General features: G+C 58.7%; 18 protein-coding genes and 3 pseudogenes. 8 read left to right on the forward strand and 13 right to left on the reverse strand.

Annotation, left to right across the window (positions count from 1 at the left end):
• Positions 1-144 precede the first annotated feature (144 nt).
• Both ACM6I5_RS11365 and ACM6I5_RS11370 read left to right on the forward strand, forming a co-directional pair.
• Positions 145-325 (forward strand): annotated as a pseudogene (locus ACM6I5_RS11365) (alkene reductase); the annotation flags it as partial.
• Between the two features lie 72 nt (positions 326-397).
• A complete protein-coding gene (locus tag ACM6I5_RS11370) occupies positions 398-850 on the forward strand; it encodes a PAS domain-containing protein (protein ID WP_017338856.1) in 453 nt (150 codons plus the stop codon).
• Between the two features lie 429 nt (positions 851-1,279).
• On the opposite strand, the gene ACM6I5_RS11375 is transcribed toward ACM6I5_RS11370, so the two are convergent.
• A complete protein-coding gene (locus ACM6I5_RS11375; RefSeq protein ID WP_414883843.1) occupies positions 1,280-2,059 on the reverse strand; it encodes an SDR family NAD(P)-dependent oxidoreductase in 780 nt (259 codons plus the stop codon).
• Positions 2,060-2,142: 83 nt separating this feature from the next.
• On the opposite strand from ACM6I5_RS11375, the pseudogene ACM6I5_RS11380 reads away from it, so the two are divergent.
• Positions 2,143-2,421, forward strand: a pseudogene (locus ACM6I5_RS11380) (tryptophan-rich sensory protein); the annotation flags it as partial.
• 255 nt (positions 2,422-2,676) lie between these two features.
• Here the strand turns inward: ACM6I5_RS11380 and ACM6I5_RS11385 are convergent.
• Positions 2,677-2,931 (reverse strand): DUF3079 domain-containing protein, encoded by a 255-nt coding sequence (locus ACM6I5_RS11385; protein WP_017338859.1) that lies wholly within the window; start codon positions 2,929-2,931, stop codon positions 2,677-2,679.
• 157 nt (positions 2,932-3,088) lie between these two features.
• On the opposite strand from ACM6I5_RS11385, the gene ACM6I5_RS11390 reads away from it, so the two are divergent.
• From ACM6I5_RS11390 to ACM6I5_RS11410, 5 genes are all read left to right on the forward strand, one after another.
• Positions 3,089-3,427: a hypothetical protein gene (locus tag ACM6I5_RS11390; protein ID WP_017338860.1), complete on the forward strand. Its 339-nt coding sequence runs from the start codon at positions 3,089-3,091 to the stop codon at positions 3,425-3,427.
• A gap of 87 nt (positions 3,428-3,514) precedes the next feature.
• Positions 3,515-4,045 carry an iron transporter gene (locus tag ACM6I5_RS11395; RefSeq protein ID WP_017338861.1) on the forward strand — a complete coding sequence of 177 codons (531 nt, stop codon included), beginning with the start codon at positions 3,515-3,517 and terminating at the stop codon, positions 4,043-4,045.
• Positions 4,046-4,378, forward strand: coding sequence for a cupredoxin domain-containing protein (locus ACM6I5_RS11400; protein ID WP_017338862.1), 333 nt, complete (start codon positions 4,046-4,048; stop codon positions 4,376-4,378).
• Positions 4,379-4,400: 22 nt separating this feature from the next.
• Complete coding sequence (locus ACM6I5_RS11405; RefSeq protein ID WP_414883844.1) at positions 4,401-5,255, forward strand: FTR1 family iron permease; 855 nt, start codon at positions 4,401-4,403, stop codon at positions 5,253-5,255.
• Complete coding sequence (locus tag ACM6I5_RS11410; protein ID WP_414880443.1) at positions 5,243-6,622, forward strand: 4Fe-4S binding protein; 1,380 nt, start codon at positions 5,243-5,245, stop codon at positions 6,620-6,622. Before ACM6I5_RS11405 ends, ACM6I5_RS11410 begins: the two co-directional genes overlap by 13 nt.
• Positions 6,623-6,655: 33 nt before the next feature.
• On the opposite strand, the gene ACM6I5_RS11415 is transcribed toward ACM6I5_RS11410, so the two are convergent.
• The 11 genes and pseudogenes from ACM6I5_RS11415 to ACM6I5_RS11465 all read right to left on the reverse strand — a co-directional run bounded on the left by ACM6I5_RS11415 (position 6,656) and on the right by ACM6I5_RS11465 (position 20,272).
• Complete coding sequence (locus tag ACM6I5_RS11415; protein WP_414883967.1) at positions 6,656-7,717, reverse strand: methyl-accepting chemotaxis protein; 1,062 nt, start codon at positions 7,715-7,717, stop codon at positions 6,656-6,658.
• A 30-nt stretch (positions 7,718-7,747) separates the two neighbouring features.
• Positions 7,748-8,317: pseudogene (locus ACM6I5_RS11420) on the reverse strand (MCP four helix bundle domain-containing protein); the annotation flags it as partial.
• 51 nt (positions 8,318-8,368) lie between these two features.
• On the reverse strand, positions 8,369-9,064 hold the full coding sequence (locus ACM6I5_RS11425; RefSeq protein WP_414883845.1) for an anaerobic ribonucleoside-triphosphate reductase activating protein: 696 nt from the start codon (positions 9,062-9,064) through the stop codon (positions 8,369-8,371).
• The gene (gene nrdD / locus ACM6I5_RS11430; protein WP_017338867.1) at positions 9,061-9,228 is read right to left on the reverse strand and encodes an anaerobic ribonucleoside-triphosphate reductase; all 168 of its coding nucleotides are present in this window, start codon (positions 9,226-9,228) and stop codon (positions 9,061-9,063) included. The genes ACM6I5_RS11425 and nrdD overlap by 4 nt, the downstream gene beginning before the upstream one ends.
• A 32-nt stretch (positions 9,229-9,260) precedes the next feature.
• Positions 9,261-11,276 (reverse strand): ribonucleoside triphosphate reductase, encoded by a 2,016-nt coding sequence (locus tag ACM6I5_RS11435; protein ID WP_017338868.1) that lies wholly within the window; start codon positions 11,274-11,276, stop codon positions 9,261-9,263.
• A 263-nt stretch (positions 11,277-11,539) separates the two neighbouring features.
• Positions 11,540-12,532 (reverse strand): GTP 3',8-cyclase MoaA, encoded by a 993-nt coding sequence (moaA, locus tag ACM6I5_RS11440; RefSeq protein WP_414880441.1) that lies wholly within the window; start codon positions 12,530-12,532, stop codon positions 11,540-11,542.
• A gap of 25 nt (positions 12,533-12,557) precedes the next feature.
• The gene (locus tag ACM6I5_RS11445; RefSeq protein WP_414883846.1) at positions 12,558-13,517 is read right to left on the reverse strand and encodes a peptidylprolyl isomerase; all 960 of its coding nucleotides are present in this window, start codon (positions 13,515-13,517) and stop codon (positions 12,558-12,560) included.
• Between the two features lie 10 nt (positions 13,518-13,527).
• A complete protein-coding gene (gene narI / locus ACM6I5_RS11450; RefSeq protein WP_017338871.1) occupies positions 13,528-14,208 on the reverse strand; it encodes a respiratory nitrate reductase subunit gamma in 681 nt (226 codons plus the stop codon).
• On the reverse strand, positions 14,201-14,956 hold the full coding sequence (narJ, locus tag ACM6I5_RS11455; RefSeq protein ID WP_017338872.1) for a nitrate reductase molybdenum cofactor assembly chaperone: 756 nt from the start codon (positions 14,954-14,956) through the stop codon (positions 14,201-14,203). The genes narI and narJ overlap by 8 nt, the downstream gene beginning before the upstream one ends.
• Positions 14,957-14,958: 2 nt before the next feature.
• Positions 14,959-16,497, reverse strand: a complete 1,539-nt coding sequence (narH, locus tag ACM6I5_RS11460; RefSeq protein WP_010460230.1) for a nitrate reductase subunit beta — start codon at positions 16,495-16,497, stop codon at positions 14,959-14,961.
• Position 16,498: 1 nt separating this feature from the next.
• Entirely contained in the window at positions 16,499-20,272 is a 3,774-nt protein-coding gene (locus ACM6I5_RS11465) for a nitrate reductase subunit alpha (protein WP_414880439.1), read from the reverse strand.
• Between the last annotated feature and the right edge of the window lie 25 nt (positions 20,273-20,297).

Here is a 20,297-nt window from a genome sequence, read left to right on the forward strand (position 1 = left end):
GGCACTGTCGCTTAACTTTTCGGCATCAAAACCTTCAGCGATGACCACGCTCACTCCTCAGGCTTGGCTCACGTTACAGGAGGTGATGCCGGTGACAGCACCTTTCTGATCCTTGAACACGAATAGCGGGCCACTCATCCCCCCCTGAGATACCTCTCCATCGCCGCAGCGGACTGGGATAATGCACCACGGATGCCGGAATCGTTCCGTCGCGGATTCCGTAGTACTTTCAGCGGGGCTGATCATCTACGCCAGTCGTTACAGTGCACAAAGCGCTACGCAGTTGCTGGATTCAGGACTGGCCGACCTTGTCGCTTTTGGCCGTACGTTATACTGATTACTCCGTGTATGGCGGGTAACCGCTAAAAATGAGATGTCACTCACTGGGGCTCTGAAAATGATCGACGCAGAACTGCTGAAACTGGTGGTTGAAGCATCCAACGACGGCATCGTGGTAGCAGAGCAGGAAGGCGACGAAAACATCCTGATCTATGCCAACCCCGCCTTTCAGCGCCTTACGGGGTACAGCGTTGACGACATCCTGTACCAGGACTGCCGCTTCCTGCAGGGTGACGACCGTAATCAAGCTGGTTTGACAGTAATTCGCGAGGCGATAAGGAACATGCTCCCCTGCCGCCAAGTCATTCGCAACTATCGCAAGGACGGCAGCGCCTTCTGGAACGAACTGTCGATCACCCCAGTGTTCAACGACACCGATCAACTCACCTACTTCATCGGTATCCAGAAGGACGTCAGCGTCGAAGTTGAGGCCAAGGAACGAGTGCGTGAACTGGAAGCTGAGGTCGCACAACTGAAGACTCAACTGGCTCAATTTCAATCTAAAGCCTAGATGGATCCGCACTTGATGGGTTAACGATCCAGTATCCACTCGTAAAAACGTCCCTGTTTCTGAACCAGGGACTGGTGAGTTCTCACTCGCAATGATCCGCTAGAACTCGTACACAGCCGTAATCGTAATCAGATGGTGCACAAGGTCATGACCCATTCCAGCTATCCGGCGATATGCCAATGGCCTGGCCTTTCGCCAAGTTTGGCGTATACCTATGCCATACGTCATCGACAGACAAGACGTGGTGCGTAAGGATGGCTGGGCTGCACGGATGTTCTGGTATAAAAGCTCCTGAAAGTAATCGCTCAATCCGAGTCACTATTTCAACACTGGCGTAACTAGCATCGGGCTTAAGGCCAGCCAGCATCTGCGCGTTTGATTTCTTCGCTAAATAGTAGGCTCACTACAAGACAGCAGTCCAAGCTAGCGTCAAGGCGCCTTGTTTTCGATCAGACAATTACCGCCATCCACCACCAGCACTTCACCGGTGATATAGCTGGCTTCCGGAGACGCCAAAAACGCCACTGCAGCGGCAACCTCTTCTGGACGACCGGCGCGGCCGATTGGAGTGTAGGTACCGGCGCGGCTTTCTTCCTCTGTCAATGCCCCCGTATCAATCCAGCCTGGGGCAACGCTATTGACGGTGATGCCCCGTTTACCGACTTCCAGCGCCAGGCCCATATTCATCCCGACCATCGCTGCTTTTGCCGCACTATAAGCCGCCTCACCTGGGTTGCTGCCGCGTGTACCTGACGTCGAACTGATGTGGACGATGCGTCCGTAACCGCGCGTCTTCATCCCAGGTAACACCGCACGAGTCAGCAAAAAAGCGCTGGTCAGATTGCGCGCCAGAGATAGATTCCAGGTCGCCAAATCCATGTCAGCCACTTGAACGAAGGGTTCCGGGCTGCCGACCATAGCCATACCGGCGTTATTGACCAAAATGTCGATATGACCGAACTGCTCATAAGCCCAATCGGTCAGCTTCTTGACCTGCAATTCGTCAGTCAGGTCGGCTGTCATCGCCCGAGCGTCTAAACCCTCAGCCTGCAACTCGGCGACACGTTGCTGGATCCGCGCACTGCTGGCAGTGATCAAGACTCGCACGCCTTCGCGGCCCAAGCGTCGGGCGATCGCCAGACCAATACCACTTTCACTGCCCGCACCGCTGACCAGAGCGACTTGACCTTGCCACATTGGAATCGCCATTTCTTATCTCTTTGTAATCACAAATTTAATGCACGATAGCAAAACAGCCGATGAACGCCGGTGATTCGGGAATTTGTGATCAGGCCGGGTACCGGTTGACATTGGTTCCTGGAAGTCAGGCGGTGCTGGCTTTATGAGCGGAGCAGATTGCCCTTAATACGCTATGGACACTGGTGTCTTTAGGCGCTCACCACATTTTCGCCGGCATGGTGATCCTGAAGCTACTCTGGGTTGTGGCCGATGCGATGGTGGTGATGGCATCGCAGTTTGACGTGATTACTGTCTTGATCCTGTTTCCTTACCTTGTTTGGCTTTATATCGCAGCGGCGTTGAATCTTTCTACCTTAAGCAATAAGTGCTGATGCTCAATCCCGATAGGCTGGCTATTCAATGAAGTGCTGCGTGGTTGCATGGACGCAGGTTTGGTCAAAGGTGAAGGCTTTGCCGTAGACGCCAGCATCATCAAAGCGGATGCCATGGGTTGTTTATTCATCTGGCGAACCATTAGGTGTTTTAGCCCAGCAATGGCCAGAACCTAAATTGGCCGTGCCCCCCGCGAGCATCGTGGATCAATATTTCGGAAATATCGAGCCTCGCCTACTGTTCAGATATTGGTGTCAGGTAGATCCAGATGGGGTCTTTTCGGATATCAATGAGGTGTCCGCTGCATCATATGTCGGTTTGTCAGTTGTGATGAGCTTCTCGATACCCCAGTCACCAGGCAGGTGCCAATCCTCGCCGAAAAGTTCGGCCGGATGCATCGTACGGTCGGAGCCATTGCCACAGGCTAGGGACTTCGCCGGACAATACCGGTCGCACCCCCAACAGATCCGTTCGGGGTGTTTGGGGTTGATAGGGAAGTTCTTAGCCATGCCGATCTCCGGTCTTTGGGAGGCGTTCCTCCAACCTACAGCCCTTACACAAAGTCAGCCTTGATACGCATCAAGAATCGACATCGGGCGACTGCGCTCACCTCCTTCGCAATCCCGGGGCTAAGCTAACGCTTTAATAGACTTGGAGACGTCTCTCATGCTCAATAAAAATCCTTTCTCAAGCGGCCTATCAACTTGGAACGATCAAGATGCCGCAACATCTCTCGATGACAAAACGTTTACCGCTCCGCCCGCCTTGACGAACGCCGAACTGGTTCATCTGCGTGTCCGAGTGATTGCCCTTGAAAACCTGGTCATCGCCCTGCTGGCCACTGGCTCGGAACATCAGCTCGCCGTTGCTCGGGAGATGGCCACCTACATATCCCCCAGACCCGGTTTTACCCAGCATCCGCTGACCATTCACGCAGCCGAACAGATGACCCACACCGTCGAGCGCGCCCAGCGATTTCGCCAGAGTGATGTGCCATCGGTTTAATTGCTCGAAACTTGATGCCAATCATTATTGTTCGCAGCAAAGCTTCCTAGACTCGGGCTCCTACTCGTCAATGCCCAGGAAGAAATTATGCGTACCCCCTTGTCGCTTTCGCTTGCCCTGCTCTTGCTCACACCGCTGGCTCACGCCAAGGAATACCCGATCGGTGAGCCACAGTTGTGTCCTGGGCTGGAAGTCGGGGCGGTGTATTTGCAGCCAATCGAGATGGCACCTGCCGGAATGATGCGGGCCACCGCGGATTCCGATGTGCATCTGGAAGCCGACATTCGCGCCACGGCGGACAATCGACAGGGCTTTCAGGAAGGCAGTTTCGTGCCTTACCTCAATGTCTCGTTCAATCTGAAAAAACAGGGCAGCGAGAACGAACTCAAAGGCGATTTCCACGCCATGGTCGCCAATGACGGCCCGCACTATGGCGACAATGTAAAGCTGCTCGGCCCAGGCAAATATCAGCTGACCTTCACCGTCCTGCCACCCGGCGGTCATGGGTCCCTTGGCCGTCATACCGATAAGGAAACCGGCGTAGCCCCCTGGTTTGAACGCTGCGAATTGCACTACGAGTTCATCTACGCCGGCATTGGTAAAAAAGGCGGCTATTGAATGAAGCGCCTGGAGATTGCCTGGCTGATGCTTGCCGGAGCAGTGGCGCCGTTCACGGCCTATGCCGAATTACCCAGCTATGAACTCAGCCTGCGCGATGGCCACTTCACTCCTGCCCTGTTGGAGGTTCCGGCCGGTCAGCGCTTCAAGATCATCCTGAAAAATATCGGCCAAGGCCCAGCCGAATTCGAGAGCACGCCATTGCGGGTTGAAAAAGTACTGTCGCCGGGCGTGACAACCTTCGTGGTCATTCACCCGCTCAGGCCCGGCCACTACCCCTTCTTCGACGAGTTCAATCCACAACTGCCCGAGGGCGGCATCCTCGCGAAATAAGCCGTTCAAACACGGAGTTTTCATGAATCAATCAATGTTCATTGTCTGGCGCGAAAGCGTCGAGGCGCTGCTGGTGATCGGCATTCTCCAGGCCTGGGTCAGTCAGCAGCATCAGGGTGATCGACTGGCGAAGTACTTGTGGGCAGGCGTCGTGCTGGGGTTGATGCTTTCGGGCCTGCTGGCGGTGTTGATTCTGTTTGCCGGTGAGGCCATGAGCGGTTCAGCCAGTGAATGGTTCCAGGCTGCACTTGCGCTGGTGGCCAGCCTGCTGATCGTGCAAATGGTCGGCTGGATGCACCGCCACGGGCGCACGCTCAAGCACGATTTGCAACGACACGCCGAAAGCCACCTGGCTCGGCAAGGTGGCGCGGGTCTGTTACTGCTGGCCCTGCTCGCCGTCAGCCGCGAAGGCAGTGAAACGGTAGTCTTTCTCTATGGCTCCGGTGCTCAGTTGCGAGGTCCGCAGCTCGGTTTGTTTGCCGTCGGCGGCGCAATGGGGTTGGTGCTGTCGGCGCTGACCATTGCCCTGCTGCACAGCAGTCGCCGGTTCATCTCGTGGCAGCGATTCTTTGCCATCAGCGAAGCTGTTTTGCTGGTACTCGGCGCGGCGTTGCTGGTCAGCGGTACCGAGCGAATTGGCGGCCAATTACTCGCCATGGATTTACCGGAGGTGATGTACAGCCTCGTTGGTGATGCGCTTTGGGACAGCAGTGCCTTGCTCAGCGACAGCCATGGACTGGGTGGTTTTCTTGCCGGTTTTGCCGGTTATCGTGCGACGCCCAGCGGCATGACGTTACTGGTGCTGGCCGGTTATTGGCTGACCGTCGGCGGTTGGCTGCGCCAGCGTGCTGTGGAAAAAGTCCCATGCCTGAGCTGAGTTGCCGCAATCAATGGCTGCAGCGCCTGGGCGACGGCATGCGTCGTCACGCGCCCGTCATCCGTGCCGTGCAGTGGGCCGTTGTTCTGTTCTATGCATTGCTGTTGGTGATCCCGGCGGTGTTGCCGCTGCCGGACAGCCAGGCACGGCTGTTCGATAACCTGACCCTGTTCGCGCAGTTTTTTTTCTGGGGCATATGGTGGCCGTTCGTGCTGTTGTCGATCGTGCTGTTCGGACGACTCTGGTGTGGCGTTCTCTGTCCGGAAGGTTCACTCAGCGAATGGGCCAGCCATTACGGCAAAGGTTTGGGTGTGCCGCGCTGGTTGCGCTGGGGTGGCTGGCCAACCCTGGCGTTCTGCCTGACAACCCTCTACGGCCAGTTGATCAGCGTCTATGACTACGCCCTGGCGGCGCTGTTGATTCTTGGCGGTTCGACCGTCGCCGCGGTCGTCGTCGGGTTGCTGTTCGCCCGGGGCAAGCGGGTCTGGTGCCGTTACCTGTGCCCGGTCAGCGGCGTCTTCGCCCTGCTCGCCCGACTGGCGCCCGTGCATTTTCAGGTCGACGAACAACGCTGGATGGAAAACGCCGTGCCACGCCTGCCGCCGCCCAACTGCGCGCCCTTGCTCGATATCCGTCGTATGCGAGGCGCCAGTGACTGCCATGCCTGCGGACGTTGCAGCGGACAACGCGGCTCGGTTCAGCTGATCGCGCGCTCCAGCAACCAAGAGATTCTTCGTGCGACGGCGCAGACGCTTTCACCGTGGGACGCGCGCTTATTGCTGTTCGGCGTTATCGGTCTGGCCATGGGTGCGTTTCAGTGGACGGTCAGTCCATGGTTCGTTGCCCTTAAACAAACCCTCGCCCAATGGCTGGTCGAACACGACCAACTCTGGGCCCTTGAGGACAACGCGCCCTGGTGGCTGCTGACCCATTACCCGCAGCTCAACGACAGCTTCAGCTGGCTCGACGGTTTCAGCATCGTCGCTTACTTGAGTTTGAGTTCGATGGTGTTGGGCACAGCGTTGATGATCCTTCTGCGCCTGACGGCTCGACTGGCGCAAGATCCTGCACTGTATTGGCCCCTGGCGCTGACACTCACGCCCTTGGGTGGTGCGGGATTGTTTCTCGGGCTGTCGGCCACAACGGTGAAATTGCTGCGCTATGAAGGTCTGCTACTGGAGTGGGTACAACCGGCCAGGGCTTGTCTGTTAATGGCCGCGATGGGGTGGAGCCTGTTGCTGGGTTGGAAACGGCTGGACCGCGAAGGCCTTTCCCAGGTTCGTCGCTGTGCTGGCAGCACTTGCCTGCTACTCGCCATCGGCTTGGTAGGGTTCGACTGGTGGTTGCAGTTCTGGGGCTGGTCCTGAGCGCCCTCATCCACAACCACCAACCCGAATTACCTAGACTTTAAAACGCGCCACCGTCTGGTGCAGCGCCCCGGCCATCTGCGCCAAATCGTGACCTGCGGTGTGAGTATGTTGGGCACCCAGCAAGACCTGCTCTGACAAGTTGCGAATCCCCATCAGATTGCGATCCACCTCACGCGCCACCAATGCCTGCTCCTCCGTAGCGCTGGCAATCATCATGTTGCGCTCGTTGATCTGCGAGATCGACCGGGTGATTTCATCCAATGCATCGCCCGACCGTTGCGCCACTTCCAGGGTGGCCCGCACCAGGTTGCTGCTGCTTTGCATGGCCGTCACCGCATGCCCGGTATCGAGACGAATGTTGCCGATCATCTGCTCGATTTCCTGGGTGGACTCTTGAGTGCGATGCGCCAGGGCGCGTACTTCATCGGCGACCACGGCAAAACCGCGTCCGGCATCACCGGCACGAGCCGCTTCAATGGCCGCGTTAAGGGCCAGTAAATTGGTCTGCTCGGCGATGCTGCGAATCACGTCCAGCACCTTGCTGATGTCCTGCACCCGGCCCGCCAGTTGCTCGATGCGCTGTGAGGTGTCGGTGACCCCATCGGCCAGTGCGCCGATTGAAACCACGGTTTCCTGAACCTGTTCACGCCCGCGTTGCGCGGTTTGCTCGGACTGCCGCGAGGCCTCGGAGGTGCTGACCGCATTGCGCGCCACTTCATCGACCGCCGCGGTCATCTGGTTCACGGCGGTGGCCGCCTGCTCGATCTCCAGCCCTTGCAATTGCAGGTTGCTGCTGGTCTGGCTGCTGACCGCACTCAGCTCTTCGGAGGAACTGGCCACCTGGTCCACCGACATCGCGATGTGCCTGACCATGGCATTCAGACTTTGCTGCATCTGATGCATGTTCATCATCACGCTGCCGCCGGCACTTGAGTTCACGGGTACCTGAATCGTCAGGTCGCCTTGAGCGATCTGATTTAAAAACCGTGCGGCATCATCCGGCTCGCCGCCCAATGGACGGGTCACACTGCGCGTGACGATCACCGCCGCGGCGATGACAAGCGCCACACAGAACAAAAACAACCCGAGCATATTGCGCCGGGCATCGCTGTACAGTGCCTGCGCCGACTGCTCCCGGTCGGCGAATATTTTGCCTTGCAGCGCCATCAACTGATCCAGGCTGCCATAAACCTCGCGTTCGGCCGGCACGACCTTTTGTTTCAGCTGTGCCATGGCGTCATCGAAAGCCCCTTGCCGGATCAACACCTGCACTTGAGTGAACGCCGCCACGTAGGCTTCACGATTCTTCTTCAACGCGGCATAAGCGGTTTTGCCCTCTGGCAAATAGAACAATGGTTCAAGCGTATCGAGTGCCTGGGTAATCCGTTTCTTGGTAGCGTCGATTGACTGCTGCACCTGCTGATTATCTTTATCGATCAGTAGATCCCGGGTGTTCCTGGCGTTATCACGCACGCCGGTGGCGATGACCATGATCGGATCGATCTTCGGCCAGTCCTGCTTGACGATTACTACCGCCTGTTCCTTGAGCGTTGCCAGATCGTGCAACGCGTAAAACGCCATGCCCATCAGCGCCAACGGCGCGATGGCAAAGCCGATGACGATACGTTGTGCTGTCGTTAATTTGGCCATATCAAATGCTCCCTGTTTGATACCTGCCGATTGGCAGCGCATTTGAAAACCTAATGATGGATGTCACCGTTAAACGTTGATTCGCAGCCACGGTTACCCCCGTAACACGAAAGCGGGAAACAGCTCGCGCATGGTTTCCCATAAGTCAGGTAGCAAGGCTTGTGCCGAAACACTCGGCAGCAGCGGATCGAACATCCGTTCGGTGCGGACCAACTGCACGGCGAAGCGTTTGACGCCGAGTTCGCTCAAGCGCTTGGCGAGGATCAGCAGACGCACCGGTTCAAACAGATGCCAATGCACGGTGGTGCGACATTCGTAGTCGACACCGCTGGCCAGCAGATGCTCAAGGCTGCGCCAGTTGGCCGTTCCGCTGCCTTCGACCCGGGTGATCGCCTGGCAATCCTCGGGCAACGCCTTGACATCGAAACCGACCCAATCGGCCCCGGCCAGTGCCTTGGCGAACGCCGCGGGTTTGATGCCGGCGCTGTGCAAACCGATACGAAATCCCATCGCCCGCACCTCCTCCATGGCGCCGAGCAAACCGTCCTGCAGGGTCGGCTCACCGCCACTGAACACCACTGCATCGAGCAGGTCCTGACGCCGTTTCAGAAACGCCAGCACCCGCCGCCAATCCACTTCGCCTGCGCCTCGAGGCGGGATCAACTGCGGGTTATGGCAGTAACGACAACGCCAGGCGCAACCCTGGCAAAACAGCACGCAGGCGAGCTGTCCCGGATAGTCGATAGTGGTCAGGGGCACCATGCCCCCGACCCGTAGCGTTCGACTCATTGGCGCCCGGCCAGTGCCGCGCTTTCAGTGAAGTGCACCCGCTCACGGTGCTCCGACTGTTTACCCGGATTGAACGCCGACACAGGGCGGTGATAGCCCATCACCCGGGTCCAGACTTCGCAGCGTTGACGTTGAGCCTGGGGCAGTGTTTGCGATGCAGTCATGGTGAAGCTCCTTGCGGTTGAGTGGATCGAAATCAATGAACGGTGCCGAGCTTCTGTTCTTGCAGCAGCAAGACCTCGTCGCATTTGGGGCAGAACTCATGCTCGCCATCGAGGTAGCCGTGCACCGGGCAGATGGAGAACGTCGGGGTCACGGTCAGGTACGGCAGGCGGAAGCGGCCAAGGGCTTTGCGCACCAGTTGCTTACACGCCTCGGTCGAGGAAATCCGCTCGGCCATGTACAGATGCAAGACGGTACCGCCGGTGTATTTGCATTGCAGTTCGTCCTGAAGTTCCAACGCCTCGAAGGGGTCTTCGGTGTAGCCCACGGGCAGTTGGGAGGAGTTGGTGTAATACGGCGCCTGCACGCTGCCGGCCTGGAGAATGCCGGGGTAACGCTTGAGGTCTTCCTTGGCGAAGCGGTAAGTCGTGCCCTCGGCCGGCGTCGCTTCAAGGTTGTACATGTGGCCGGTTTCTTCCTGGAACCGCAGCAACGTGGCGCGCACATGATCGAGCATCTTCAAAGCGAACTGGCGGCCCTGCTCGGTGTGCATGCCCTCCTCGTCGCCGGTGAAATTGCGCAGCATTTCATGCATGCCGTTGAGGCCGATGGTGGAAAAATGGTTGCGCAGGGTTCCGAGGTATCGCTTGGTGTATGGGTACAAACCGGCATCCATGTGGTGCTGAATCACCTTGCGCTTGACCTCCAGGCTTTCCATCGCCAGTTCCATCAGTGTGTCCAGGCGCTGCAGCAAACCGCTGGTATCACCCTTGAACACATAGCCCAGCCGAGCGCAGTTGATGGTGACAACGCCGAGCGACCCGGTCTGTTCCGCTGAGCCGAACAAGCCGCCACCACGCTTGAGCAACTCGCGCACATCCAGCTGCAAACGGCAGCACATCGAGCGCACCTGATTGGGTTGCAGGTCAGAATTGAGGAAGTTCTGGAAATACGGCAGGCCGTACCGCGCGGTCATCTCGAACAGACGATCGGCGTTTTCACTGTCCCACGGAAAGTCATGGGTGATGTTGTAGGTCGGGATCGGAAAGGTGAACACCCGCCCTTTCGCGTCGCCGGCCTGCATCACTTCGATGTAAGCGCGGTTGAGCAGCTCCATTTCGGCTTGCAGGTCACCATAGGCAAACGGCATTTCTTCACCGCCGATGACGGGTATCTGCTCACGCAAATCCTGGGGGCAAACCCAGTCGAAGGTCAGGTTGGTAAATGGCGTCTGCGTGCCCCAGCGTGACGGTACGTTGAGGTTGTAGATGAACTCCTGGATCGCCTGGCGCACTTCCTGAAAACTCAGTTGATCCTTGCGCACATAGGGCGCCAGATAGGTGTCGAACGAGCTGAATGCCTGGGCGCCGGCCCATTCGTTTTGCAGGGTGCCGAGAAAATTCACCATCTGCCCCAAGGCACTGCTCAAGTGCTTTGGCGGACCGGCTTCGACACGCCCCGGCACACCGTTGAGCCCTTCGTGCAACAGGGTGCGCAGCGACCAGCCGGCGCAGTAACCGGCGAGCATGTCGAGGTCGTGCACATGCAAATCCGCCTCACGGTGGGCCTGGCCTATGGCCTCGCTGTACACCTCGTCCAGCCAGTAGTTGGCAGTGACCTTGCCCGACACGTTCAACACCAGTCCGCCCAGTGAATACCCCTGATTGGCGTTGGCCTGGACCCGCCAGTCTTCACGGTCCAGGTATTCGTTCATCGAAGTCGCCACCTCGACCATGGTCCGGCGGTCGCGGCGCAAGCGCCCGTGCTGTTCGCGGTAGACGATGTAGGCACGCATGGCGAGGAAATATCCGGCGTCCATCAACACCCGTTCAACGCGGTCCTGGATTTGCTCGACATGGAGTCTTGGCAAACCTTCGAGCCTGGCCAATACCGCGTTGAGCAAGCCTTCGACCTCAACCTCGGCGTACTCCCCCGTCGCCTTGCCGGCGGCGATCAATGCCTGACGGATTTTGTCGGCATCGAAGGCGACCTGACTGCCATCGCGTTTGTGCAAGCGGTTACATCCTACTGCGATCAGCGTGCTTTGCATTTGGCCTCCAGATACTACATATAGATGTTTATAGATAAATAAACACAACATGCAGTGAAGACTACGGACAAAGGGCTGATCTGCAATTGATCGACATCAAGATTTCCCGGCGAAAAAACGTCCGATGACGGCAGAAGAAAATCTAATGTGGGAGCGAGCCTGCTCGCGATGACTGCAGCACGCTCAACATTGATGTCGATTGTTCTACCGCTATCGCGAGCAGGCTCGCTCGCACATTGATTTGCTGTGTTTTACAGATCAGCTCAACCGCCACTCATGTTCATGAACCGTACAATCTGCACCTCCCCTTCGGGACTGAAATCGTGGCGCAACGGCTTGCCGCGCAAGGCCTTCTGCACAGCATTGATCACGGGCTGATCATCCAGCGGATAACGCCGCAGCAATCCTTTTAAATCCAGGGCATCGTCCTGCCCCAAACACAGCAACAGCTTCCCTTCAACGGTCATCCGTACCCGGTTGCAGCTGCCGCAGAAGTTGTGGCTGTTGGGTGAGATGAAACCGATCCGGGTCTCCGGATGGCGTTCCAGTCGCACATAGCGTGCCGGTCCGCCGCTGTTTTCAGTGCTGTCGAGTAACCGATGCTGGCTGGCGATCAGCGACCGAACCTCGTCGCTGGAACAAAACGATTCACCCCGGGAACGCCCGACATCGCCCAAGGGCATTTCCTCGATGAAACTGATATCGATGCGCTGGTCGATGGCGTACTGCACCAACGCCGGGACTTCATCAAAGTTGCGGCCCTTCATCACCACGCAGTTGAGTTTGATCCGCTCGAACCCCGCGTCCCGTGCTGCCTCAATGCCGTTGAGCACTTGATCGAGATCGCCAATGCGGGTGATCGCGCGAAACTTCTGCCTGTCCAGACTATCGAGGCTGATGTTCATCCGCTTCACCCCGGCATCGACCAACGGCCGGGCCAGACGGCCCAGCTGCGAGCCGTTGCTGGTCATCACCAATTCGCGCAAACCGGGCAACGCGGCGATGTTGCGACAAAGTTCGACAATGCCCGGACGAATCAGCGGCTCGCCGCCGGTCAGGCGAATCTTGCGTACACCCAGGCCAACGAACAGCGTTGCCAAACGCTGCAACTCTTCAAGGGTGAGCACCTGCTGACGCGGCAGGAAGGTCATGTTTTTCGCCATGCAATACACACAGCGAAAATCACAGCGGTCCGTCACCGACATCCGCAGATAATCAATCTGCCGTCCAAAGCCATCCTGCATTACAGCGTTCATCACATCTCCCGGTTTACCTTGATGCTCACTGCACCAGCGGTGAGTCGGCGCCCTGCAGATGGATACCGCGAATATCCGCCGCACCGATCAGGGTTTGCAGGTATTGCACCAGGGCTTTTTGCCAGACGCCTTGCTGCAACTGCGTGCGAATCGCCGTCGACACCACTTCATAGGGCAACGGCATGCCTTGGATCCGCTGATCGACACTGACCACATGCCAGCCGTAGCGACTTTCCAGCGGTTTGCTGGCCAGGCCCGGTGCCAGAGTGAACAACTGACGTTCCAGTTCAGGCACGGTCTGGCCCTTACTGATCTGCCCCAAAGAACCACCCTGGGCCTTCGACGGGCAGGCCGAATAGTTCACCGCCAGTTCGGCGAAAGTGCCGGGGAATTCATCCAGACGTTGCAGCAGGATTTCCGCCTGAACATGCGCAAGGCTGCGCGCCTCGACATCGTCCGGCGCACATTCGAGCAGGATGTGCCGCACCGCCAGCAACGGAGCACTGTGGAAGCGTCCGCGATTGTTTTCGTAGTAACGAAGACTGGTTTCCTCGTCGCACTGCGGCACATGCACCTCGCGTTCAAGCAACAAACGCGTGGCCGCTTCTTCTTCGTTCTCGCCAGCACCGATCTCCATCGATACGCCGAGTTCGGCAATGCGTTGCTGCAACAACTCGCGGATCACCAGTGCCCGGGCGGCCAAGTACACCGCTTCTTCGCGGCTTTCGGCCGGGTGATATTGCAGCTCCTGGGCCATCGCTTCCGGCGTAATCGACACCTCGTTGACGCTGATGATCGGCCACTCCTGTTCACTGCTGGCGATCAACTGCGCCGGGGCGTCATCGGCCCCTGCGGGCTCAACCGGCAGCGCTTCGAACTGCGCCTCTGCGACCGGCGCCATGTCGAGAACGGCCTCCGCTTTTTTTGAAGAACCGCAGCCACCGCCGCCCCCATTACCGCCACCACATCCGCATCCACCTGACATGATTGTCTCCTCAGTACTTCTGACGAACGATTTGATAACGGCGCCCCAGGTACCAGATCGGTGCGCTGATCATGTGTACGAGACGGGTGAAGGGGAACAGCACAAACAGGGTCAAACCGAGAAACACATGCAGCTTGTAGATCAGCCCAACCGGCGCGATGGCCGCCGCTGCTTCCACCGGACGCAACAACACGGTGTTCTGTGCCCAATCGGCGAGCATCACCATCACCGAGCCGTCCATATGCGCGGTGGACGCAACGATCGTCAGCAGCCCCAGCAGCAACTGCGCCAGCAGCACCAGCAGAATCAGAATGTCCGAGGGGCTGGACGTGGCGCGGACCCGTGGATCGGTCAGCCGCCGATTGACCAGCATCAGCAAGCCAATCAGGCACAACAGACCAAAGAAGCCACCGGACACCATCGCCAGCAACTGCTTGTTCTCAGTGCTGATCACGTGGTGATAAACCGACGCAGGGGTCAGCAGGCCGACAAAGTGTCCGGCCAGTACGAACAACACACCGATGTGGAAGAAGTTGCTCGCCACGCGCATGCCGCGCTGATTGAGCATCTGGCTCGAGCCGGCCTTCCAGGTGTACTGCGACAGATCAAAACGCGCCCAGCTGCCAATCAGGCAAATCGCAAGGGCGACGTAGGGATAGACCCCGAACAACAACAGGTTCCATTTAGACATTGCCTACCTCCTTGGCCGGCACGGCGGCCAACCCTTCATGCTGAAAATCCACCCAGTGCAACGGCACCGCGCTTTCTTCCCGGGCCTTGCCCGGTGCGCTTGGCAGTCCACTGCAACGGTCCTGCTGTTCGGCCTGGAGAAAGTCCACGGCCTCCTCTTCCCAGATCTTGTCGAGGGCTTCCAGGGAGTCGTCGCGCGGCTCCGCCGCCACCTGCGCCCGCAGGTCGGCCACCGCTTGATGCGGCTCGGCCCCGGCAATTTGCAGCAGCGCCCGGAAGCAGCTGGCATAGGCGCTTTCGCGCTCTTCCAGACGTGCGGCGAGCAAGGCCAGCAAGTGCGAAACATCCGCCAGGCCCTCCCGGGCCTCGATGTCTTCGCGGGTGGACAGGAACTCCAGGTACAGCGGGATGTAATCGGGCAGCTCTTTGACGCCGATGGCAAAACCGGCTTCTTCGTATTGCGCCATCATGTCGACCATCGCCTGGCCGCGATCGCGGGATTCGCCATGCACGTGCTCGAACAAGAGCAGCGACAGCGAGCGGCCTCGACCGAACAGCGCACCGTAGTGTTCCTGCCCATCCATCAGGTCATTGGCGCAGATCAACTCCAACAATTCGAACAACGCACCCCGTTGCTTCGGGCTGATTTCCCGTGACTGGATGATCGCTTGCTCGAGTTCGTCGCGACCGCCAATCAGTGTCTCGGTCGGGTAATCGAGCAGCAGCGAAATCACTTTGAGAATTTGCATGCTCATTCCTCCCACAACTGGACGGTTTTCAGGATGTCGCGGCGGTTGGCTTTCTTCGCACCGAACATGTTGGTGTCGGAGCTGCCGCTGCAGCCGCTACCAAAGCTGAAACCGCAACCGGAGCGCTCGGCAAAGGCGTCGCTCATAGCGTCTTCACGGTGGGCGCTCGGTACCACAAAGCGGTCTTCGTAGTTGGCGATTGCCAGGTAGCGATACATCTCCTCGACCTGGGCCACACTCAGGCCGACATCCGCCAGCACCTGCAGGTCCTGCACGCCGTCGACTTGCTCGGAACGTTTGTAGGCGCGCATCGCCAGCAAACGTTTAAGCGCACGCTTGACCGGCTTTTCATCACCCGCCGTCAGCAGGTTCGCCAGGTACTTCAGGGGAATACGCAGGCTGTCGACATCCGGGATCACCCCGTTCATGCCGACGGTGCCGGCAGTGGCAGCGTTCTGGATCGGCGACAGTGGCGGCACGTACCAGACCATCGGCAAGGTGCGGTATTCCGGGTGCAGCGGCAGCGCGAGTTTCCAGTCCACGGCCATTTTGTAGACCGGCGAACGCTGAGCGGAATCGATCACCGATTGCGGTACGCCATCGGCCAGGGCCTGACGAATCACTGCCGGATCGTTCGGATCGAGGAAGATCTCCAGTTGTTTCTCGTACAGGTCCTGCTCATTGGCGGTGCTCGCCACTTCGCTGATGCGGTCGGCGTCATACAGCAGCACGCCGAGGTAGCGGATGCGCCCGACGCAGGTTTCCGCGCAAACGGTCGGCATCCCGGCTTCGATACGCGGGTAGCAGAAGATGCATTTCTCGGACTTACCGCTTTTCCAGTTGAAATAGATCTTCTTGTACGGGCAGCCGCTGATGCACATCCGCCAGCCACGGCATTTTTCCTGGTCGATCAGGACGATGCCGTCTTCTTCACGCTTGTAGATCGCACCGCTCGGGCACGACGCCGCGCACGTCGGGTTGAGGCAGTGCTCGCACAGGCGCGGCAAATACATCATGAACGTGTTTTCGTACTCGCCGTAAATGTCCGCCTGAATCTTGTCGAAGTTCTTGTCCTTGCGACGTTTGGCGAATTCGGTGCCGAGGATTTCTTCCCAGTTCGGACCCCACTCGATTTTTTCCATGCGCTTGCCGGAGATCAGCGAACGCGGACGCGCGGTGGGTTGATGCTCGCCCAGCGGCGCGGTGTGCAGGTGCTGGTAATCGAAGTCGAACGGTTCGTAGTAGTCGTCGAGGCTCGGCAGGTCCGGGTTGGCGAAAATGTTCGCCAACACGCGGAATTTACCGCCGATGCGCGGGTTGATCGTGCCGTTGGCGTTGCGGATCCAGCCGCCCTTCCACTTGTCCTGGTTTTCCCATTCTTTCGGGTAGCCGATCCCGGGTTTTGATTCGACGTTGTTGAACCAGGCGTATTCCATGCCTTCGCGGCTGGTCCAGACGTTTTTGCAAGTGATCGAACAGGTGTGGCAACCGATGCATTTGTCCAGATTCAGAACCATGCCGATTTGTGAGCGAATCTTCATCTCAGTTCTCCTCAATATCGGTCGGCAGCGGACGTGGCAGGTCATCGCCACTTGAACCATCGAGCCAGTCGACTTTGGACATTTTGCGCACCACGACGAATTCATCGCGGTTGCAACCGACCGTGCCGTAATAGTTGAAACCGTAGGCCTGTTGGGCATAGCCGCCGATCATGTGGGTCGGTTTGAGCACGACGCGGGTGACCGAGTTGTGGTGGCCGCCACGGGTCTTGGTGGTTTCCGAACCTGGCACGTTCACGATCCGTTCCTGTGCGTGATACATCATCACCATGCCGTCCTTGACGCGCTGGCTGACCACCGCCCGGGCGGTCAGTGCACCGTTGACGTTGAAGCACTCGATCCAGTCGTTGTCCTCGATGCCGGCGCTTTTCGCGTCGTTCTCCGAGAGCCAGACAATCGGCCCGCCACGGCTGAGGGTCAGCATCAGCAGGTTGTCGCTGTAGGTGCTGTGAATGCCCCATTTCTGGTGCGGGGTAATCCAGTTCAGGACGATTTCCTTGTGGCCGTTGCTGCGCTTGCCTTTCACCCCTTCGATGGTGCGGGTGTTGACCGGCGGGCGATAACTCATCAGTTGCTCGCCGAACGCCTGCATCCACGGGTGATCCTGGTAAAACTGCTGGCGACCGGTGATGGTGCGCCACGGGATCCCTTCGTGAACGTTGGTGTAGCCGGCGTTGTAGCTGACGTGATCGTCTTCGAGGCCCGACCAGGTCGGGCTGGATATGATCTTGCGCGGCTGTGCCTGAATGTCGCGAAAACGAATCGCCTCGTGGGCCTTGGACAGCGCCAGGTGGCTGTGATCGATGCCGGTAAATTCCGAGAGCGCGGCCCAGGCCTTGACCGCAACCTGGCCGTTGGTTTCCGGCGCCAGGGACAGAATCACTTCAGCGGCATCAATGGCCGTGTCGATTTTCGGACGGCCGTGACTGATACCGGCATCGCCTTCTTTGTGATTGAGTTCACCGAGGAATTTCACTTCGTCTTCGGTGTTCCAGTTGATGCCCTTGCCGCCGTTGCCGTGTTTTTCCAGCAATGGCCCGAGAGATGAGAACTGTTTGTAGATGTTCGGGTAGTCACGCTCCACCACGTGCAGATTCGGTGCGTTTTTGCCTGGCACCGGTGCCACGCCGGCGCTTTTCCAGTCGGTGCCGCCAAACGGCTGGGCCAGTTCGCCGACGCTGTCGTGCATCAGCGGGATGGTCACCAGATCCTTTTCAACGCCCAGATGCCCTTCGGACATGCTGGAAAACGCCTTGGCGATGCCTTTGTAGATTTCCCAGTCGGAACGCGATTCCCACGCCGGGTCGATCGCTGCCGACAACGGGTGAATGAACGGGTGCATGTCCGAGGTGTTCATGTCGTCTTTTTCGTACCAGGTCGCGGTCGGCAACACGATGTCGGAATAGACACAGGTCGAGGACATGCGGAAGTCCAGCGTAGTGACCAGATCAAGCTTGCCGATGGCGCCCTCATCCACCCATTCGGCTTCTTCAGGTTTGCAATCGCCGACCTGGCCGATGTCTTCGTTCATCACCCCATTTTTGGTGCCGAGCAGGTACTTGAGCATGTACTCGTGGCCCTTGCCCGAGGAGCCCAGCAGGTTGGAACGCCAGATGAACATGTTGCGCGGGAAGTTGACCGGGCTGTCCGGCTGTTCGCAGGAGAAGCGCAGCGAACCGTCCTGCAGCGACTTGACCACGTAGTCTTTCGGGTCCATGCCGGCCGCCGCCGCGTCACGGCAAATGTGCAAAGGGTTAGTGTTGAGTTGCGGTGCGCTGGGCAACCAGCCGGCGCGTTCGGCGCGGATGTTGTAGTCCAGGGCATGCTCGGGGAATTTTGATTTATCGGCCAATGGCGAGAGCACGTCGTGCATGCTCATTTTCTCGTGACGCCATTGCGAGCTGTGGGCGTAGAAGAAGCTGGTGCCGTTCATTTGGCGAGGCGGACGGTTCCAGTCCAGGCCGAATGCCAGGGGCAGCCAGCCGCATTGCGGACGGAGTTTTTCCTGGCCTACGTAGTGCGCCCAACCGCCACCGGTCTGGCCGACACACCCGCAGAGCATGAGCATGTTGATCAGCCCGCGGTAGTTCATGTCCATGTGGTACCAGTGGTTCATCGCCGCGCCGACGATGATCATCGAGCGACCCTTGGTCTTGTCGGCGTTGTCGGCGAACTCACGGGCAATCTGGATGGCTTTCTCACGGCTGACGCCAGTGATCTGCTCCTGCCACGCCGGCGTACCCGGTACAGAAGCGTCGTCGTAGTCCTTGGCCACATTATCGCCACCGAGGCCGCGATCAATGGCCAGGTTGGCGGCCGACAGGTCGAACACGGTGGCGACTTTGGCCACGCTGCCGTCCGCCAGCACCACGCTGTGAACCGGCACGCGGCGGTATTGCACGGCATCGCCGGCCACGTGCTGGAAGTGTTCGTGGGACTCGCCGGCAAAATACGGGAACGCCACTTCGGCAACGTCACCGCCAATCAGGCTCAGTTTCAGATCGATCTCACGGCCTTCGCCACCTTCACGGGGAAGGATGTTCCACTTGCCCTTCTCGCCCCAGCGATAACCGATGGAACCCTGAGGCGAAACCAGTTCGCCGCTGACGTCGAGGGCGATGGTTTTCCATTCCGGGTTGTTTTCCTGGCCGAGGTTGTCGGTCAGGTCGCTGGCGCGCAGGAAACGGTCAGGCTGATAACCGGCGCCCGGTGCCTTGTCGACCATTTGCTTGAGCAGCACCAGCACCGGCAGATCGGTGAAACGCTTGGCGTAGTCGGTGAAATAGGCGCTCGGTTTGTCCAGGTGGAATTCTTTGAAGATCACATGGTTGAACGCCTGCGCCAGCGCCGCGTCAGTGCCTTGCTTAGGGTTCAGCCACAGGTCGGTGAGCTTGGCGACTTCCGAGTAATCCGGGGTGATCGCGACCGTCTTGGTGCCCTTGTAGCGGACTTCGGTAAAGAAGTGCGCGTCGGGGGTACGGGTTTGCGGGACGTTGGAGCCCCAGGCAATGATGTAGTTGGAGTTGTACCAGTCGGCCGATTCCGGCACGTCGGTCTGTTCGCCCCAGACCATCGGCGAGGCCGGTGGCAAGTCGCAGTACCAGTCGTAGAAACTCAGGCAGGCGCCACCGATCAGCGACAGGTAACGCGAGCCTGCGGCATAGCTGACCATCGACATGGCCGGGATCGGCGAGAAGCCGACGATCCGGTCCGGGCCGTATTGCTTGATCGTATAGACGTTGGCCGCGGCAATGATCTCGTTGACTTCCTCCCAGTTGGAGCGGATGAAGCCCCCCATGCCACGCTTGCTTTTATAGGAGTCGGCCTTGGCCTTGTCCTCGACGATGCTGGCCCAGGCTTCCACTGGCGCCATGGTCTGCCGCGCATCGCGCCAGAGCTTGAGCAATGGCTTGCGGATTTTCGGGTACTTGAGCCGGTTGGCGCTGTAGATGTACCAGCTGTAACTGGCACCACGCGGACAGCCACGGGGCTCATGGTTCGGCAGATCGTTACGGGTACGCGGGTAGTCGGTCTGCTGGGTTTCCCAGGTGATCAGGCCGTTCTTGACGTAGATTTTCCACGAGCAGGAACCGGTGCAGTTCACCCCGTGGGTGGAACGCACGATCTTGTCGTACTGCCAGCGCGAACGGTAGACGTTCTCCCAGTCACGCGACTCTTTGCGGGTCTCGCCATGACCGTCGGAAAACTCGTTTTGCTTGCGGTTGAAAAACCGCAATTGATCCAGTAAATGACTCACGGTGTAGTCCTCTCAGGCTTTGTCG

The organism is Pseudomonas sp. IT-P171 (assembly GCF_949767765.1).
Classification (GTDB): domain Bacteria; phylum Pseudomonadota; class Gammaproteobacteria; order Pseudomonadales; family Pseudomonadaceae; genus Aquipseudomonas; species Aquipseudomonas fluorescens_B.

Excerpts from the sequence above, each read along its gene's own strand:
- ACM6I5_RS11370 (WP_017338856.1), top strand. The coding sequence starts at position 398 with ATGATCGACGCAGAACTGCTGAAACTGGTGGTTGAAGCATCCAACGAC.
- ACM6I5_RS11375 (WP_414883843.1), bottom strand. The coding sequence starts at position 2,059 with ATGGCGATTCCAATGTGGCAAGGTCAAGTCGCTCTGGTCAGCGGTGCG.
- ACM6I5_RS11385 (WP_017338859.1), bottom strand. The coding sequence starts at position 2,931 with ATGGCTAAGAACTTCCCTATCAACCCCAAACACCCCGAACGGATCTGT.
- ACM6I5_RS11390 (WP_017338860.1), top strand. The coding sequence starts at position 3,089 with ATGCTCAATAAAAATCCTTTCTCAAGCGGCCTATCAACTTGGAACGAT.
- ACM6I5_RS11395 (WP_017338861.1), top strand. The coding sequence starts at position 3,515 with ATGCGTACCCCCTTGTCGCTTTCGCTTGCCCTGCTCTTGCTCACACCG.
- ACM6I5_RS11400 (WP_017338862.1), top strand. The coding sequence starts at position 4,046 with ATGAAGCGCCTGGAGATTGCCTGGCTGATGCTTGCCGGAGCAGTGGCG.
- ACM6I5_RS11405 (WP_414883844.1), top strand. The coding sequence starts at position 4,401 with ATGAATCAATCAATGTTCATTGTCTGGCGCGAAAGCGTCGAGGCGCTG.
- ACM6I5_RS11410 (WP_414880443.1), top strand. The coding sequence starts at position 5,243 with ATGCCTGAGCTGAGTTGCCGCAATCAATGGCTGCAGCGCCTGGGCGAC.
- ACM6I5_RS11415 (WP_414883967.1), bottom strand. The coding sequence starts at position 7,717 with ATGCTCGGGTTGTTTTTGTTCTGTGTGGCGCTTGTCATCGCCGCGGCG.
- ACM6I5_RS11425 (WP_414883845.1), bottom strand. The coding sequence starts at position 9,064 with ATGAGTCGAACGCTACGGGTCGGGGGCATGGTGCCCCTGACCACTATC.
- nrdD (WP_017338867.1), bottom strand. The coding sequence starts at position 9,228 with ATGACTGCATCGCAAACACTGCCCCAGGCTCAACGTCAACGCTGCGAA.
- ACM6I5_RS11435 (WP_017338868.1), bottom strand. The coding sequence starts at position 11,276 with ATGCAAAGCACGCTGATCGCAGTAGGATGTAACCGCTTGCACAAACGC.
- moaA (WP_414880441.1), bottom strand. The coding sequence starts at position 12,532 with ATGAACGCTGTAATGCAGGATGGCTTTGGACGGCAGATTGATTATCTG.
- ACM6I5_RS11445 (WP_414883846.1), bottom strand. The coding sequence starts at position 13,517 with ATGTCAGGTGGATGCGGATGTGGTGGCGGTAATGGGGGCGGCGGTGGC.
- narI (WP_017338871.1), bottom strand. The coding sequence starts at position 14,208 with ATGTCTAAATGGAACCTGTTGTTGTTCGGGGTCTATCCCTACGTCGCC.
- narJ (WP_017338872.1), bottom strand. The coding sequence starts at position 14,956 with ATGCAAATTCTCAAAGTGATTTCGCTGCTGCTCGATTACCCGACCGAG.
- narH (WP_010460230.1), bottom strand. The coding sequence starts at position 16,497 with ATGAAGATTCGCTCACAAATCGGCATGGTTCTGAATCTGGACAAATGC.